This is a genomic window from Streptomyces sp. SID13726 (assembly GCF_010548375.1).
Classification (GTDB): Bacteria; Actinomycetota; Actinomycetes; order Streptomycetales; family Streptomycetaceae; genus Streptomyces.
Genome location: NZ_JAAGLY010000048.1, coordinates 1 through 15,460 on the forward strand (window position 1 = coordinate 1; position 15,460 = coordinate 15,460).

13 protein-coding genes and 1 pseudogene are annotated in these 15,460 nt (G+C 68.0%); 5 read left to right on the forward strand and 9 right to left on the reverse strand.

All coding sequences use genetic code 11. The annotated features are described in order from the left end of the window. Window positions 1-48 precede the first annotated feature (48 nt). From G3I78_RS46010 to G3I78_RS46025, 4 genes are all read right to left on the reverse strand, one after another. Window positions 49-645 (reverse strand): hypothetical protein, encoded by a 597-nt coding sequence (locus G3I78_RS46010; RefSeq protein ID WP_275424919.1) that lies wholly within the window; start codon window positions 643-645, stop codon window positions 49-51. Window positions 646-907: 262 nt separating this feature from the next. Next, complete coding sequence (locus G3I78_RS46015) at window positions 908-1,672, reverse strand: TIGR03936 family radical SAM-associated protein (RefSeq protein ID WP_164436405.1); 765 nt, start codon at window positions 1,670-1,672, stop codon at window positions 908-910. A gap of 48 nt (window positions 1,673-1,720) precedes the next feature. Further along, window positions 1,721-2,734 carry a hypothetical protein gene (locus G3I78_RS46020; RefSeq protein ID WP_164436407.1) on the reverse strand — a complete coding sequence of 338 codons (1,014 nt, stop codon included), beginning with the start codon at window positions 2,732-2,734 and terminating at the stop codon, window positions 1,721-1,723. A gap of 89 nt (window positions 2,735-2,823) precedes the next feature. Then, on the reverse strand, window positions 2,824-3,240 hold the full coding sequence (locus G3I78_RS46025) for a hypothetical protein (RefSeq protein ID WP_343244016.1): 417 nt from the start codon (window positions 3,238-3,240) through the stop codon (window positions 2,824-2,826). 228 nt (window positions 3,241-3,468) lie between these two features. Here G3I78_RS46025 and G3I78_RS46030 point away from each other — a divergent pair, with 228 nt between their 5' ends. Continuing rightward, window positions 3,469-4,053, forward strand: a complete 585-nt coding sequence (locus tag G3I78_RS46030) for a TerD family protein (RefSeq protein WP_164436409.1) — start codon at window positions 3,469-3,471, stop codon at window positions 4,051-4,053. 82 nt (window positions 4,054-4,135) lie between these two features. Here the strand turns inward: G3I78_RS46030 and G3I78_RS46035 are convergent, their stop codons facing one another. Beyond that, a complete protein-coding gene (locus G3I78_RS46035) occupies window positions 4,136-5,308 on the reverse strand; it encodes a glycosyltransferase (protein ID WP_343244017.1) in 1,173 nt (390 codons plus the stop codon). Between the two features lie 312 nt (window positions 5,309-5,620). On the opposite strand from G3I78_RS46035, the gene G3I78_RS53055 reads away from it, so the two are divergent. Both G3I78_RS53055 and G3I78_RS46045 read left to right on the forward strand, forming a co-directional pair. Beyond that, window positions 5,621-6,541 carry a hypothetical protein gene (locus tag G3I78_RS53055; RefSeq protein ID WP_275424920.1) on the forward strand — a complete coding sequence of 307 codons (921 nt, stop codon included), beginning with the start codon at window positions 5,621-5,623 and terminating at the stop codon, window positions 6,539-6,541. Between the two features lie 150 nt (window positions 6,542-6,691). Further along, window positions 6,692-7,396 carry a DUF899 family protein gene (locus G3I78_RS46045; RefSeq protein ID WP_164436411.1) on the forward strand — a complete coding sequence of 235 codons (705 nt, stop codon included), beginning with the start codon at window positions 6,692-6,694 and terminating at the stop codon, window positions 7,394-7,396. 233 nt (window positions 7,397-7,629) lie between these two features. Here G3I78_RS46045 and G3I78_RS46050 read toward each other — a convergent pair whose 3' ends face one another. Together G3I78_RS46050 and G3I78_RS46055 are read right to left on the reverse strand one after the other, a co-directional pair. Next, the gene (locus G3I78_RS46050) at window positions 7,630-8,463 is read right to left on the reverse strand and encodes an SAVMC3_10250 family protein (RefSeq protein ID WP_343244018.1); all 834 of its coding nucleotides are present in this window, start codon (window positions 8,461-8,463) and stop codon (window positions 7,630-7,632) included. A 46-nt stretch (window positions 8,464-8,509) separates the two neighbouring features. Then, window positions 8,510-9,139: a DUF4291 domain-containing protein gene (locus G3I78_RS46055; protein WP_164436415.1), complete on the reverse strand. Its 630-nt coding sequence runs from the start codon at window positions 9,137-9,139 to the stop codon at window positions 8,510-8,512. A 360-nt stretch (window positions 9,140-9,499) separates the two neighbouring features. On the opposite strand from G3I78_RS46055, the gene G3I78_RS46060 reads away from it, so the two are divergent. Both G3I78_RS46060 and G3I78_RS46065 read left to right on the forward strand, forming a co-directional pair. Continuing rightward, window positions 9,500-10,405: a nucleotidyltransferase gene (locus tag G3I78_RS46060; protein ID WP_164436417.1), complete on the forward strand. Its 906-nt coding sequence runs from the start codon at window positions 9,500-9,502 to the stop codon at window positions 10,403-10,405. A gap of 2 nt (window positions 10,406-10,407) precedes the next feature. After that, window positions 10,408-11,046, forward strand: a complete 639-nt coding sequence (locus G3I78_RS46065) for a hypothetical protein (RefSeq protein ID WP_164436419.1) — start codon at window positions 10,408-10,410, stop codon at window positions 11,044-11,046. Between the two features lie 478 nt (window positions 11,047-11,524). On the opposite strand, the gene G3I78_RS46070 is transcribed toward G3I78_RS46065, so the two are convergent. Both G3I78_RS46070 and G3I78_RS51445 read right to left on the reverse strand, forming a co-directional pair. Continuing rightward, window positions 11,525-14,350: an N-6 DNA methylase gene (locus G3I78_RS46070; protein WP_164436427.1), complete on the reverse strand. Its 2,826-nt coding sequence runs from the start codon at window positions 14,348-14,350 to the stop codon at window positions 11,525-11,527. 95 nt (window positions 14,351-14,445) lie between these two features. Further along, window positions 14,446-14,542 (reverse strand): annotated as a pseudogene (locus G3I78_RS51445) (IS5/IS1182 family transposase); the annotation flags it as partial. Between the last annotated feature and the right edge of the window lie 918 nt (window positions 14,543-15,460).

Consider the following 15,460-nt stretch of genomic DNA (forward strand, 5'->3'; position numbering starts at 1 on the left):
CCTGAAGCTGGACGAGGAAACCCTGCGGCGGCGGGAGGAACTGCTCGGTCAGGGCGACCCGCTCTGCCTGTCCGCACGGTCCGCGATCGCGGCGGGCCACCGGGAGCTGGGCCGCCACCGGAAGGCCTCAGCGGTCTCCACGGGCGCCTCCGTGACGGGCGTCTCGGCAGCCGGCGTCTCCGCGGGCGCGGACACCCGACGGGTCGCACGCCGACGCGTACGGGCGGGCGGCGCGACCTCGGCCGGCTCCTCCGCGGCGGACGCGCTGTCCTGAGCCACCGGCTCGGCGGCCACCGGCACCACGGTCTCGGCGGCTTCAGCCGCCACGGGCGCCCCGGCGGGCGCGGACGCCCGACGAGTGGCACGCCTACGCGTACGGACGGGCGGCGCGGCCTCGGCGACCTCGACGCTCTCGTCGAGCTTCTCCTCGTTGTCCGTGTCGTCCGTGTCGTCTGTGTCGTCCGTCACGAGGTCCTCGGCCTCCGCAGCCGGTATGGCCGGAGCGACGACCTCCTCGCCGTCCGAGGCGGCGGCGACCGGCGGTCCCGCCGGCCTGGACGCGGCACGGCGCCGCCGGCGGGGCGGCAGGGTGTCGCTGGGGGTGTTGGATTCGGAACCCTCGATGGGTTCGGTCGGTTCGAGCATGCGGGCTTATCTCCCGTCAGGCTCCCGGGCGCCGCGCCTGGTCCGGCAGGGATGCCGGTGACGTCCGCGGCTCGCGCGATGCGCGGTGCCGCCGTCCGGGGCGCGGGCGCCGCACGGGAGCTCTCTGTGTCCTGTCTCGCCGGTTCCGTACGCCCTGTTGGCTACGGCCTGGCGAAAGTCTTCTGGTGGGTGCGCTGCCCGACCCAGGTGGCTCCCGAGTACGAGGGCGGCGCTACGACGCCCGTCCTTCGCGGGACCTTCCTTACGCCGGCACCTTCGCGGCGGCAGTCGGTTCGGCCGTTGAGTGGGCCTCGGCTGCCTCGCGGTCGGGCGCGAGCGGGTCGGTCACCGTGCCGGTCTCTTCATCGAACAGCCCCTGCGCCAGCCTGGTCACCGCTGCGGGGACCGGCGGCGCCAGGTCGGCCACGGCGCGGAGACCGGACAGGACGTCGTCGGGTCGAACGGCAGGCGTCACGTGCCGAACAACCAGCCGCAGTATCGCACAGGGCTGGTCGGTCGGCCTATCAGCCTCTTCACTGTGCGTTTCAAGTTGTACGACCGCGGCGCGGGCGTCGAAGGTCCTGAGGCCGTTCTTGGTGGTGCGCTGGACCTCCACCACCTCGGCGGTGTTGAACGCGGTGACCGCGCTCTCGGCCGCCGCCGGGGTCACGCCGTCCAGCCTGAGCTCCCAGACGGAAGCGGTGAGCCGGTCGGCGAGGCCCGAGGTGCGGGCCTCGACCGCGTCGACGATGTCGAGCCCGGTGGGCAGCGACTCGTCGAGGAGGATCCTGAGTTTCTCGGGGTCGCGCGCGGCGGTGAGCGCGATCTCCAGGTACTCCGCCTCACTGCCCGTGCCGGTGGGTGCGGCATTGGCGTACGACACCTTCGGATGCGGCGTGAACCCCGCCGAGTAGGCCATCGGCACCTCGGCACGGCGCAGCGCACGCTCGAAGGCGCGCTGGAAGTCACGGTGGCTGGTGAACCGGAGGCGGCCGCGCTTGGTGTAGCGCAGTCGGATGCGCTGCACCGCGGGTGCGGGCGGCGGGCCTTCGGGCTGTCGCTTGCCCAGTGTCGCTCAGTCCTTCGTGAGTGCGGTCGTACTGCTACCAAGAGTACGTGTGTCGGCGGCCGTCGGTTCCCGCCGGAGCACCGCTTCCCTCTCACGGGGTTCGCCGAAGAGCATGCGCCGGAAGTCGGCCCTGGCCTCGCGCACGGACTCGCGGGCGGAGGCCAGCGTGGCCCGGGTGATCCGGCCCACACTGCGGGCGGCCTCGGCGGCGGGACGCAGCACCACGTCCCGGACGACGTGCCCGACCGGGGTGAGCACCGTGCGGTACGCCCAGCGCACCGGCTCCACGAAGACCCACCGGAAGAGGGTGCCGAGGAACCGCCCGACGGCGAGCGAGATGTGCCCGGCGATCCGCCAGGCGTGCCCGAGCGCGTCCCACACCTCCCGGCCGACGACGGCGAGCACGCGTCCGACGGGTGTGAGGACCCAGCGCCACAGGGCGAGGGCGGGCAGCACCAGCAGGATCCGGGCGATCCAGTACAGGGCGACACCGACACCGCCCGCGATGGTGTTCGCCAGCCACGCGATCCCCCGGCCGCACCAGGCGAGCGCGTGCCAGAGGGGCGTGAAGATCCAGGCGAGCACGGCCCCGACGCCCCGGGCGAGCCACAGGACCCCGTGGCCGACAGGGGTGAGCACGCGCGCGTACAGCCACTCCAGCCCGGCCCCGATCCCGCGCGCGACCCACGCGATGCCGTGTCCCAGAGGGGTCAGCACATACCGGTACAGCCACACCAGGGGGATCACGAGGAGCACCTTGCCGAGCCAGCCGAGCGCCTTGGCGAGGGGGACGACCCCATAGCGCCACAGGGCGACGCACGGCCACACGACCAGGGCCCGCCACAACGGCCTCAGCACACTGTCCCGCAGGAACCGCCCCGTCACGACGAGGGCGTCCCACACCACCCGAACGGGCACGACCAGTACGAGCACGACGATGCGCACGGGGATCCGAATCGCGACCGTCAGGCACCCCTCCGGTCCGGGTGTCCGCGGCGCGGGCTGCTTCTCCAGGTCCATAACGACGTAGACGCCTCAGTTCCCCGTCCGGATCCAGTACCGCAGCTTTATGCCGCGCCGGTCCTCGAATTCTCCGTCATTGGCCTCGATCACCTTACGAGACGCGGTGTTGGTGGTGTCACAGGTGACCAGGGCGGGGTCGACGCCGAGTTGACGGCAGCGGGGCAGGGCGCCCCGGAGCATAGCCGTGGCGTGGCCCCGCCTCCGAGCTCCAGCAGCTCCGGGGTGAGCCGGTGCCGGATCGAGAGCCGGCCGAGGAAGGTGTCGCCCTCGACGTACCAGAGGTTGGACATCTCCACCCAGTCCGGGCGGCGCGGCCGTTCCGTCTCCGCGCGCAGCATCCTCACGAAGCCCGCGAATCCCTCCGGGTCCCGCCACACCTTCGCGTACTCCCCGAGGGACCCGCTCTCCAGCACGGCCGGGTCGAGGCCCGCCTCGGTGAACTCCCGTACGGCGTCTAGGTAGGAGGCGTGGAACCGGACGTCGGGTGCGGCGAGCTGCGGCATCTCCTCATGATGGCGGGGACGCGGGCCGCCCAGCCACGGGATTACCCGGCGCACCCCGACGCCTTCGCGGACACCTGGGCCTGCCCACCGTACGGATTCCGCACTCCCACCCCTCCTGCGCCCAACACGCACCGGACGAGCACCCGTTGGAAACAGCGGCCAGCGAGCCCCGGCCGTCATGGCGGGCCCGTTCTGGGACCCCGGGGAAAGCCCGTGCACTATGTCCCCATGATTACGCTTACGAAGGAAGACGGCCCCGCCGACCTGGACGGCGTGACCCATCTGTCCATAGGGGTCTCCTGGGACCCCACCGCGGGCGCCAGCGGCGGAGTGATCGGCAAGCTGCGCCGCAAGAGCGGCACGGACCTCGACCTGATCGCCATCGCGATGCACGACGGCGACCCGGTCCGCCTCGCGGGCCTCGACTCGCTCGACCCCATCGGCAACGGCTCCCTGCTGCACAGCGGCGACAACCAGACCGGCCACGGGGACGGCGACGACGAGACGGTCACCGTCGAGTTCGCGAAGATCCCGCCGCACATCACCTCGATCGTCTTCGTCGCCGCGGCCTACAAGAAGGGCAGCTCCTTCCAGAAGGCCCGCAACATCAGCTTCAAGGTCTACGACGCCACCGGCGGCACCTCCCAGCAGGTCGCCGACATCTGGCCGAGCATGCTCACCACCGACAACGGCTGCGCGGTCGCCAAGGCGGTGCGGGTCGGCACCACCTGGAAGTTGGAGGTCATCAACGTGACCGGCAAGATCAAGCAGGGCGACGAGCTGGCGCTGATGAGGTTCGCCGCGAGCAAGTAGCGGGAGGCGAGCAGCCGGGGAGGATGCGGCCGGGGAGGGGCGGCCGCACCCTCCCCGGCACTTCCTGCATACCGCTTGCCTCTTACCGCCTCCTGCCCTTGCCCGCCTTGGTCCGTCCTCTCACGGGGGACGCGGGTCCGGGCACGCGCGGCGCGGAGAACTGCCGGTTGATCACGGTCTGGGCGCGGATGGCGTCGGGCAGGTCCGGCAGCGCCAGCAACTGGTCGCACGCCCGCACGGCCGCCGCGTAGTCCCCCACCCAGTGGGCGGCGATGGAGAACTCGAAGAGCAGCCCCCACCGGTACACCCAGGACCGGGTGAACAGCAGGTCGTCCGGTTCCGGCCGGCCCACGACGTCCCGCAGCACGGCGTGCGCGGTGCGGTACCGGCCCCGTAGCCGCAGCCCGGCGGCCAACTCGTAGCAGGCTTCGAGCCGTTCGGGCCGTGCCTCCCAGGCCCGCGAGAAGGCGTCCATGGCCGCGGGCCAGTCGTCCGTCCGCTCGGCCCGGAGCATCCCGGCTTCAAGCAGCGAGCAGTAGACCTCCTCGCCCCAGCCGCCCATCGCGGCCCGGCGCTCGTACAGGGCGATCGCCTCTTCCGCGTGCCCGAGGTCGCGTTCGGTGTTGGCGAGGTAGAAGACGGTGCGCGGGTTGCCGGGGTCCCGTCGGAGCTCCTTCCTCAGCAGCCGTGCGTCCCGCTCGAACTTGTCGCTACGACAGCCGCCGTCCGCGTGGTCCTCCACGACCAGCGCGTCCAGGTTCTCCTGGCTGTCGGGCCCGTCGGTGCACGGGTACTCGTGGGTGACGCCCTCGTAGCGCCAGAGCAGGTCGCCCCGCAGGAGGTGCTTGAACCGGTGCTGGGTGCCCGGGACGTCGTAGCGCAGCATGTACGAGCCCGCCGTGAGCCGGGGCAACGGGGCGTCCCCGCGCAGCACATGGTCGGCGTCCAGGGTGAGCAGGTAGTCGGCGCGGCCCTGCGCGCGCTGGATGTTCCGGGTCCGGTTGCGCCCGAAGTCGACCCAGGGTTCCTGGTGGAGTTCGCCGGGGACGCCGTCGAGGATCTCGCGGATCAGGTCCTGGGTGCCGTCCGTGGAGCCGGTGTCGTCGATGACCCAGTAGTCGATGAAGGGGCGCACGGCGCTCAGACAGCGCTCGATCACACGCGACTCGTTCTTGACGATCATGCACAGGCAGAGGCTCTGCTGCTTCACCGCGCCAAGGTCGCACAGGCGCTCCACGAGGTCGCCGATCCACACGGAAACCACCTCGCACCACCCCCCGAACAGCCGTGACCAGGGCCTTTCGGGTGACCGTCGGCAAAAAATGCCCCATCAGAACGTACCGGTTAGTCCGATACGTCGATAAGTGGGCGCGTTCCGACGCCGTACGGCCTTCCCTCCGACCCGCCCGAGTCAAGCTCGCACTCGAATTCGGACCATCACCCGAACCGGTCGGTACGACGGAGGACAAGGAGTATCGCGATGAGACGGACAGTGAGACCGAGACCTGATGTCGGCGCACCGTCGCCGCTCGGGCCCCTGGCACGAGACACGTTCAAGAAGGCCGGCATGGTGGCGTCGCTGGCCCTGGTCCTGGCCACCGGCCTGGCCGCCCCCGCCACAGCGGCTGCCCACACGGTCACCGACCACACCCGGCTGACGACCCCCACCACCGGCGACCACTGCAAGCCGGGCCACCACCACCGCGCGACCCCCACGACGGACAAGGGCGACTGCAAGGGCCCCACCGGCCCCACAGGCCCGAAGGGCCCAACCGGCCCCAAGGGCAACACCGGAGCACAGGGCCCGACAGGACCGAAGGGCCCGACGGGTCCTCAGGGCCCCCAGGGACCGCAGGGGCCTCAGGGGCAGCAGGGCCAGCCCGGTCAGCCGGGCCAGCCGGGGGCGACGGGCGCGACCGGGCCTGCGGGGCCGGAGGGCGCGACGGGGGCGACTGGATCGACCGGGCCGGCTGGACCTGAGGGCGCGACGGGAGCCACGGGACCTGCCGGACCTGCGGGACCGCAAGGTGCGACGGGAGCGACAGGCGCACAGGGTCCGGCCGGGCCGGCAGGTCCCACAGGAGCGGCCGCTCCGTGCTCGGACATCGACGCCTATCACCCCCAGGGCAACGTCGAGTACCGCAGCGTACTGACCAACGGCCGCTACTACGCGGGCATCCGTGACCTCACGGGCAACGACGACAAACCCATGCTGTGGACCGACCTCACCGGCCACGACGGCTACCCCGCGGGCGGCGACGCCGGACTGCCGTGCGGCGCGGCCCTGGGCGAGCATCCGACCTCGGGCGGCGTGGAGTTCGACGTACTGACCACCACGGGACGGGTCTACTCGATCAGCTGTACGTTCAGTTCGAACATGGGCAACCCGTCGATCCTGAACTGCGGCACCCCCACCGACAACGACTGGGTGGAGATGAACCGGCGCCCGGCGCCCGGCGTGATCAACGGCGGCACCATCGTCCCCTGACGCCCGGAAGAGGCCCCCGTGGCACCGAACACCGATGCCACGGGCCCTCCCCTCATCTCACCTCATCACGCACCGACCGATGAGTTCCGCGGCCCGGCGAAGTCAGCCCCCACACGAGCGAAAGCCACACCCCGAGCTCTGTGAGGGAACATGACCGCACAAGCACTGCCGCCGGTGGTCGACACCGCCACCTGGGAACAGCGCCTCGCCGAACTCCGCGCCAGGGAGAAGGCCGCGACCCGCGAGCTGGACGCCATCGCCGCCGAACGCCGGCGCCTGCCGATGGTCGAGATGCCGGACTACACGCTGGAGGGCGAGGACGGCCCCGTACGGCTGGCGGACGTCTTCGACGGCAAGCGGCAACTGATCGTCTACAACCACATGTGGTTCACGGGCAAGGAATGGCAGTGCCCGGGCTGCACAGGCTTCACGGCCCAGTTCACCCGCCTGGACTTCCTGGACGACTACGACGCCCGCTTCGTCATCGTCACCCAGGGCCCGATCGAGGAAGCCCTCGCCTACAAACACCGCGTGGGCAACCGCATGACCTGGTACTCCACGGCCAACAGCCCCTTCGGCACCGACGTCGACGCCCCACCCGACGGAGGCTTCGCCGTGAACGTCTTCCTCCGCGACCCCGACACGGACACGGTCTACCGCACCTGGCACACCAACGGCCGAGGCACCGAACACCTCACCCACACCTTCCCCTTGATCGACCTCCTCCCGTACGGCCGCCAGGAATCCTGGCAGGACTCCCCCACCAACTGGCCCCAGTCCCCCACCTACAGCCGCTGGCCCACCGCCAAAACCATCGCCCACCTGTACGGCCCCAACCCCACCGACGCCCCCTGACCCGGCCGAGGCAGCCCGGAACATCAAAAGGGCGAGGCCTCCTCCCTCCCGGGAAGTGGCCTCGCCCCACGCACCTCAGCACTCAGTGAGAGTGACCGCCCGCAGCAGAAGCAGACGCCGCGTTCTTGACCGCAAGAGGCAGCAACTTCTTCCCCGTAGGCCCGATCTGAATGGCCGTGTCCATCTGCGGGCAGACTGACACAGGGCCAAATCCACGCAGCCGCGAGCCGTGATCACTGCTGGCCAGTCATCTGCCGCATAGTCCGCTGCAACCACCGCCGCAGTCGAGGAGCGGTGGACTCTCCGGTAGCTACCTCAATGGCTCCGCGCCGGGACCGTGGTACGGCTTCCACGTAAAGGGGAGTCGCCACAATCAGCCTGTGCTGCCACACACCAGGAGGGAAGTTACATAGCACTCGCGCGTGACCGTGGAGATACGCAGGCCCCTCGTACTCGGTCATGAGCATGTCGTAGGCGGAGCGTGCAGCGAACTCCTTGTCCCGCCAACGGGTCGTTTTGAGGTCATCGGGCAAGGACGTATCCCCTCGCGCCTCCCTCTCAACCAGGGTGGCTGCCAGATCATGGAGCCAGTCAGACCCAGATCCCATCCGTGTCGGTGGGGCGTCAAACTGGGTCAGGACATGCTTCCGTGAACCGCAGAGGATGATCTGAACTCCGGAGCAGGCATCTTCATCCCGCCTCAACGAACACGTTGGCTCTTCAAGCGACATGAAGGTGTAGACACCGCTGTCGTCGAGACCCCAGTCACGCAGCCGAGGCCCGTGGCGGAAGAGCCCTGTGAACTCCATCCAGTCATAGCTCGCCAATGACGCGCAGGAGCCGGGCACGTTGGTGTGTGCGCTGCACTTTGCACGAACGTGAGCAAGCACCTGCTCTAATCGTTGCCCGAGCGACTCCTCGACGGCCGGGGCCTCACCGACCACCAGGCGCACCCCCACTCCGAAGGCCGATGCCTCTGCCTCCAACGCCCGGTCGCTGATACCGCCGCCGTCATGGGGCAGAAACTCTCCGAGCTTCGCACCAGATAGGTAGAGCAACTCCCGCACCACGCCTCCACGAACGTCAGCTGAGTTCATCGCACAGAAGGGCTATCTAAGCGTCCCCGAAGGCGTATCGGACCGGAACTGACCGCTTGTTTGCAATGGTCAGCAGTTCGTCACTGGCGGGGTATTCATGCTCCTGAGGGAGAAGCCGGGTTGCTGAGTCCGGTTCACCGCTGCTGACGAGCGCGTGGATCTCGTGGGCAAGCGGGGTCACGTTACTGATGGACACGATCCACTCGTCCGCGTAACGCGACGATGCCTCGCCCGAGAGCCCCAGTTGCAGCGAACGGTGCGGCAGGGGACGCAAGTGCAGGTCGCGTTCGGGATCCCACTGGACACGGGCCGGTGAGCGCTTGAGGTCACGCTGCCAGGCGACGCGATCGGGATGCAGTCCGCGAACGTAGCTCGACAGGCAGGCGTGACGCAGCGCCCAGTCGAAGCCGTCGCGAGTGATCTCGACGGCAAGGACAGTCTCCTGCCCAGTGCTCGTGCCCCAGTTGGAGCGGTACATCATCCACATAAAACTGGGCTTAATCCACGTCATGCGGTCCGGCTTCCACGCGGCGGGGAAGCGGCCATCGCAGATGGCGGGCAGTCCGATTTCAGGGGAGTACGCCTGGTAGACGGTGATCGTGGATGCCGTGTGAAGCGCGCGGATCCTGCGGTGCGGTTCCTCCATGGCGTACAGCGTGGAGTCGGCCAGGTCATGAGACCACCGATTTTCGACCGCCGCTCGTTGCGACGGTGCACGTCGGACGCAGCAGACTCCTGCGCGTCAGCCCGTCCGCGACATGCCCGTGACGCCTGAGCCGCAGCCGTGCCGGATGTCGGAGTGTTGTGTTGGAGATAGCGGGAGCCGGTCGAAGCCAGCCGCCAGCGATGCCTCAACCTGACTTCGTAGCAGGCCGCTGAGCTGGGTTGTACCTCGAGATCCCTGAGCCACCGAGCAGCTTCGGGCGGGTAAGTCTGCCATAGATCAGTTTGTCAGTCTCCGCCCGTACGCTGTTCGCGATGTAGGTCGAGAGGTGGGGAGGGGCTCATGGCAAGACGGCTGTCGGTAACGCAGCGGATCGCTCTGATCAACAAGTGGAGGAATCCGCCGGGCCCTTCAGAGCGACTTCGGCTAGAGCGGGCCGAGCGCATGGTGAAGGAGGCCGTCAATGCGCACGGACCCTTCCAGGGGCTAGACATCACAGTCGCGGCGAAGGGTTCTTACCCCAACAAGACCAACGTCCGCGGCGACAGTGACGTGGACATCATGGTGAAGCTCAACGACCCCTTTCACACCGACGGCATGGCGGAATGGTGGTTTGGTCAACCCGCTGGGTACCGGGGGCCGTGGACCAAGGCCAAGCTTCGTGAGGAGGTCCACGCGGCACTCACCGACTACTTCGGGTGGGTGGGCGCGGACCACAACCTCGCCTTCTACGTCCCCGAGGTCGCGGGCAGCCGTCCGAGCATCGACGTCGTGCCGTGCTTCAAGTGGGTGAAGTATGACTTCGCGGCGCCCGGGGGCGAGTACGTGGGGAGCGTCGTCTACGGGCGCAACGGCAAGAAGGTCATCAACTGGCCCGAACTCCAGTTGACCAACGGCCGCACCAAGAACACCAACACCAACCTGCGGTACAAGTTCGTGGTGCGGGTCCTGAAGAACGTGGAGAACGACCTCGCGGCCGAGGGCGTGATCAAGGCCTTGCCTTCGTACTTCTCCGAGTGCCTGATCTACAACGTGCCGGACCACGTCCTGCTCGCCGGCGACTTTGATGACGCGGTTCGCGCGAGCTTGCAGGAGGTCTATCGGCAGATCACGTCCTTCTTCGGGCCTCAACGTATGTGGGAGCCGAACGGGATGAAGAAGGTGTTCGGCGAAGGCCAGAAGTGGAGCGAGAAGGACGCTCGAGAATTGATCGAAGGTGCCTGGCACTACCTCGGCTACGAGGACTGACGATGAGTACAGCCACCACCATGCGCATTGGCGCCACCATCGCAGCCACCCTGTACACGGTCATCCTGATCCTGCTGGGCCTGTACCCGTCGCAGTTCCGGTACCTGTTCGCCTACATTCCGGCAGCGGTCGGGTACGGCGTCATCGTCTTCGACAAGTGGGCCTGGCGCTGGCCCGTCATTCACCGTTTCACCGCACGCCCTTGGGTCACCGGGACCTGGCGCGTGATGCTGTCCCCAAGTCCGGACAGCCGAATACCCAAGGGAGGAAACCGGGGCCCGATCGTCACCTACATGACGGTCGAGCAGACCTTCTGGAGCCTGCACGCCACGCTCCGCACTAAGGAGAGCACATCCCGGTCGAGCAACGCCACCATCGGCTCCCCCGAGAACTCCGGTACCGCAGAGATCGGGTTCCTCTACGACAACACGCCCCGCGCAGAGCACCAGCACCGCAGCCCTCGGCACGAGGGAGCCTGCCGGATCTCCGTCGCGGGCCTGAACCCCCGGGCAGCAACCGGGTATTACTACACCAGCCGCTTCACCGCCGGCGACATGGACTTCACCCTGCTCAACCGCTCCACTGACTACGCTACGTTCGCCGAAGTCCAAGCCGCAGACCCAGAGCACACCACAAGCTGACTCAGCCCCTGCCGGAGGAAGCCGGTTACCCGGTGCGCTGTCAACCTCAAATGAGTGGAGGCCGGCATGGAGGGCGGGCTCGTGATGATCAGCATTGCTAGAGGGTTGTGAACGCTGCTTGACATGGCTCACAAGCCGCGTTGACAGACTCCTGCGCGTCGGCCAGGGACTGGGGAGCCACTGTGGCTCTCAGAGGCCGGCTGGGTGGCTGGAAAGCCAGTCTGTGTGTTGGCCACGCACACGGTCGCGCTCTACAGGCGCAAGGATGAGGTCTGCGCCGCCGTCGTAGTAATGGTGGATGCATCGCAGTTCCGTGTCGGCTATGAACGCTTCGACGAGCGTCTCGTCCGCGTCGGCTCGCAGCAGCCCGTCGACGCAGCCGCGGACCCCGGCGCCGGTCGGCGTACAGTCCCGTGTGGGTGTGAAACTCCAAGGTCGGGGTCGTGCTGCTCCACTTATAGCGACTGTCCGGGCCCGGTTACAGAGGGGTCGAGGTGCCGGAGGTTAGGTCGGCGACCAGGGCTGCGGTGGAGGTGGTCTGCTTGAGCATTTCCGATTCGGCGGCTTCGTGGTACGCCACGAACCTGATGCCGCCGGTCTGCAGTCGGTTGTAGAAGTAGCAGTCGCTGTTCGCTCCGAAGGCGCCCGGCTGCAGCTCGACCAGCGGGGCGAGTCGCAGAGCGCTGCCACCCTCGCGGGGCAGGAGGTAGAGGCCGTCTTCTTCCAGGGCGGAGCTGCTGGGGATCCGTTCCTGGCGGAACGGGGTGTTGGGCCCCATGGCGAGATCCACGTCATGGTGGAATACCCCGTTCCTAACCCGGGCACCACCGGCGCGGACGAGGGGGAAGTCTTGCCAGCCGGCACCGATCAGATTACGCAGGGTGTGCATGTGACCGGTCATGGTGGCGAGCTGTTCTTTGAGGGAGTCCTCGCTCGTTGCCCCTGAATGGCCACTCCAGGTGTTGCGCAGGTGGATGACCTCTGCGAACAGGTTGGTGACGTCCGTGCTGAGGAGGGTTTGCAGGAAGTCCGGCGGAGCGTCCGCGAACGCTGCCTGTACGCGGGCCTGTTCGTCGGTGTCGGTGCCGGTCAGCGCCGTACGGTACCTCTTGGTCAGACGCTGCAGCACGATGTGCCAGAGTCCGAGGGAGGCCCGCTCTGGTGAGAGCCCCGCCCTTTGGAACTGCGTGGCAAGGGCGGGCAGCTCCTGTTCGAGGACGGATGGGTCCTGCAGAAGGGCGGACAGGACGACAGCCGCGTGGAACTCGATCGTGGCGTCCCAGAAGTGGAACATCTGGGCGTGACGGGCGTGGAGATTGCTCTCGCCCTTGGACTCGTAGGCCCACAGTGCGCTGGCTATGGGGAAAGGGAGGCTTGCCGCCCATTCACCCAGATCCGCCGAGGGGATTAGACGGCTGGCCTCCCGGTAGATGTCCGAGCGCCGCCGGGGGTCGCTCCACAGTTCCCTCTGCGAGTCGGCAAGGTGACGGCGGGCTGTGGCAAGGGCCCGTTCCGTGCGGGCCATCTCCTGCTGGACGGCAAGCTCTGGCAGAGCGATGAGGAGTTCGTCCGCGATGCGCCATGCCTGGTTGAGATTGAGGGCGCGCGGGCTGACATAGTCGTTACTGCCGGATCCGGTGGCTGCGGCGCGCAGGAGCCGACCCAGTGAGGAATTGAGCCAGCCCGCGAGGTATTCAGCGTCGACGTGTGTTCCCCTCGTCTGAAGGACGACGATGCGGTTGTCGGGGGCGACGTCACCCGGGTCGCCGGTGACTGCGTCGAGGTGCGGTTCGACCGGGAGGATGAGCGCCTGCTGTCCCGCGGCTGCCGAGAGCAGAGCCGCGCGGTCGGCCGCTTTGGCCGAGGGGACGTAGCAGACGTGCTCGGTGACCTCGGTGAGCCGTGCCGTCTTCCAGTGGTGCCGAGTGAGCTCGCGCAGGGCGCGGGGAGGTTTGGCGGACCGGAAGACACGGTCAACGTCGAACCTCGTGATCTGGGAGTTCGCCACCTCGCGCACATCCGGCGGCGTCACGCCGTAGCGGGCGTCGCGCCATGCTTCCAGAGACGCGCCAGCCGGCAGCAGCACGGCCAGTGAGGGTGCCTGCCGACGTTCGGGCCTGCCGGTGGCCGCCGTGGCGGGGTGGGTGACGCTGACACGGCGGTAGGAGAGTTCCTGTGCCGGCACCGTCCGGCTGTAAGCCGTCGGCTTGGACTGTTTCAGACTGCGTGCCAACTCATCGAGGGCTGCTTCGCTGATCACGCGGCGCTCGAGTCGGCGAGAGGACGTCGCATCCTCGTAAAGGCCGCGCAGGTCGATGAACTGCACCTTGTGCCGACGAGCTTTGGACTTGGTATTCGAGAAGACCAGGGCGAACAGCCTGATGTGCGTGTGTGCGCTGAGTCCTTCGGGCAGGGCGACAACGGCGTCCAGCAGATCCTGCTCAAGCAGCCAGGTGCGGACGACGTTGCCGCCCGTATCGAGCAGCGGTGCGGTAGCTGTGAACATGATGCCCCGGCCGCCGCCGTCAGTCGGCTCGCGAAGCTTGCTGATCAGGATCTGGGCGAAGAGCAGTGAGGCGTTATCGGGTTGCGGCAGCCCGGCGGGGTACCGGCCCTCCGGCTGTGCGGCCTCATCCGCGCAGAGGGCGAGACTGTTGCGCCACGACATGTTGTAGGGGATCTCGGCGACCGTGTAGTCGAATCGGCGGCCGCGGAAGGCGTCTTCCGCCAGAGAGTCCGACACACTGAAGGCGGCCTCCGCGTCCGTGAGGAAGGCGTGCGCTCTGGCGCGTTGAATGCTGGAGGAGTTGATGTCCTGACCGGCGATGCTGACCGATGTGCCTGCCTGTAGTGCGAGAGTTCCGGCCGCATCAAGGGCCAGCGTGGCGGAGCCGCAGGCAGGATCGTACAGATGCAGCGGCTGCACACGGTCTGCGTGCTCGTACGCCGTCAAGGCGGTTGAGGCGACCCTCACCAGGGACGCTGAGGTGGCGAACTCGGAATGCTGGTTGACCGGGCGCAGCAACGTCCTCGCGTACTGGCGGATCTGTGCCGGGGAATAGGCGCTCAGAACCCGGTATTCGCCTTCCAGCGCGGAAGCCAGAGCCGGGGCGCGGCCCCGCATGCGCTGGGCGACACCTTGGAGATCGGCGATTCCAGGAGCTGTCAGGCCCGTTGACCGGGTCTTCCAGTCGACGGCGTTCCACAGCAGCGTGTCAGCTAGTTCATTGACAGAGAAGTAGCCACGGAGGGAGTCGAAGAGCTCCCAGAGGTGCCGGTCGACCGCCTGCTGCTCGTCCGTCATGAAGCCCCGGTCTCTGTAGGCGCGTGGCCGTGGCCGCCTGGAGCCGCGGCCGCTGTGTCACCTTCCAAGAAGGTCAACTTACCGAAGACTGTGTCCTACGTCGTGAGGCGGACGAGACGCCTGCAGCAGCAGAGTGCGGCTGCGAGTCCGAGGCAGGTAGTTGCGGGGATGGCGCTCGTAGCGAGGAATTAGGTCTATGAGCGTGGCTTGACGTGGATCAAGCCCTCGTTCCTCTCGCGGGTGGGAGTCGGCCGTAGGAACGACGGCTTGATCCACGTCATGGAGTCGCGCTTCACAGCCGGTCGGGTCGGGCGCAGGCTGTTGCGGCTACTCCTCCGACTCCACGGGAGCCGGGGCGATGTCTGTGGGGCGTGACGCTCCCCAGGGCGTCACGAATAGGGTACCGAGCTTGACCCCCGTCCCGTCCAACCGGCAGTACCCGCCCGGGTTTTTGCTGCCCGAAAGGTACTGCTGGTGGTAGCGCTCAGCCAGCCAGATACTGCCCCGCCCCTTCCTACCGCCGCCTGTTGCCACCCACAGTTCCGCCAGCCACACACATCATTTCGGAGATCGCCGCTTCCTCAAGGCCCAGCCACCTCGGAGACAGCCCGCGATGCCAGTACAGAACTCAGCAGTGGCGTCCGGGAGGGAACCGAAGACGCCGGCGGGCGAGAATGTGGAAGGCTCACTGCCGCCAACGCCGCCGCCTCCGCCTCCTCACCCACTCCCCCAGCGCCTCGACCATCCGATCAAGTGCCACGGTCACCTCAGTGCGTGTGACCGCGCGAAGTGGGCGTCGGATCAGTGTTCTTGACCGTGAAGGACAGCAACTTCTTGCCCGTCGGCCCGATTTGTATGGCCGTGTCCATCTGCGGGCAGCGATCATCCATACTCGGGGTCAAACCGCGTACTGCCACTTCAGAGGCGCGGTAGGGCACTCGCCACTCCGGCCTGGGCCTTCCCACTAAGTGGTAACCCTTCGGTGACGGCGGTCAGTAGATACTCCCCGTAGGCGGCCACTTAGCGCCCCATTCATGGCCAAGGGTTGCCCCACGGACGGCCGTATATCTCCCCGGACCTGGACCGATACCGGTCGACGAAGCTGGCCGG

What these genes read in the sequence shown, in the direction of transcription:
- G3I78_RS46065 (WP_164436419.1), top strand. Translation starts at nt 10,408, where the DNA reads ATGAGTACAGCCACCACCATGCGCATTGGCGCCACCATCGCAGCCACC.
- G3I78_RS46030 (WP_164436409.1), top strand. Translation starts at nt 3,469, where the DNA reads ATGATTACGCTTACGAAGGAAGACGGCCCCGCCGACCTGGACGGCGTG.
- G3I78_RS46025 (WP_343244016.1), bottom strand. Translation starts at nt 3,240, where the DNA reads ATGCCGCAGCTCGCCGCACCCGACGTCCGGTTCCACGCCTCCTACCTA.
- G3I78_RS46010 (WP_275424919.1), bottom strand. Translation starts at nt 645, where the DNA reads ATGCTCGAACCGACCGAACCCATCGAGGGTTCCGAATCCAACACCCCC.
- G3I78_RS46020 (WP_164436407.1), bottom strand. Translation starts at nt 2,734, where the DNA reads ATGGACCTGGAGAAGCAGCCCGCGCCGCGGACACCCGGACCGGAGGGG.
- G3I78_RS46045 (WP_164436411.1), top strand. Translation starts at nt 6,692, where the DNA reads ATGACCGCACAAGCACTGCCGCCGGTGGTCGACACCGCCACCTGGGAA.
- G3I78_RS46060 (WP_164436417.1), top strand. Translation starts at nt 9,500, where the DNA reads ATGGCAAGACGGCTGTCGGTAACGCAGCGGATCGCTCTGATCAACAAG.
- G3I78_RS46070 (WP_164436427.1), bottom strand. Translation starts at nt 14,350, where the DNA reads ATGACGGACGAGCAGCAGGCGGTCGACCGGCACCTCTGGGAGCTCTTC.
- G3I78_RS46055 (WP_164436415.1), bottom strand. Translation starts at nt 9,139, where the DNA reads ATGGAGGAACCGCACCGCAGGATCCGCGCGCTTCACACGGCATCCACG.
- G3I78_RS53055 (WP_275424920.1), top strand. Translation starts at nt 5,621, where the DNA reads ATGGTGGCGTCGCTGGCCCTGGTCCTGGCCACCGGCCTGGCCGCCCCC.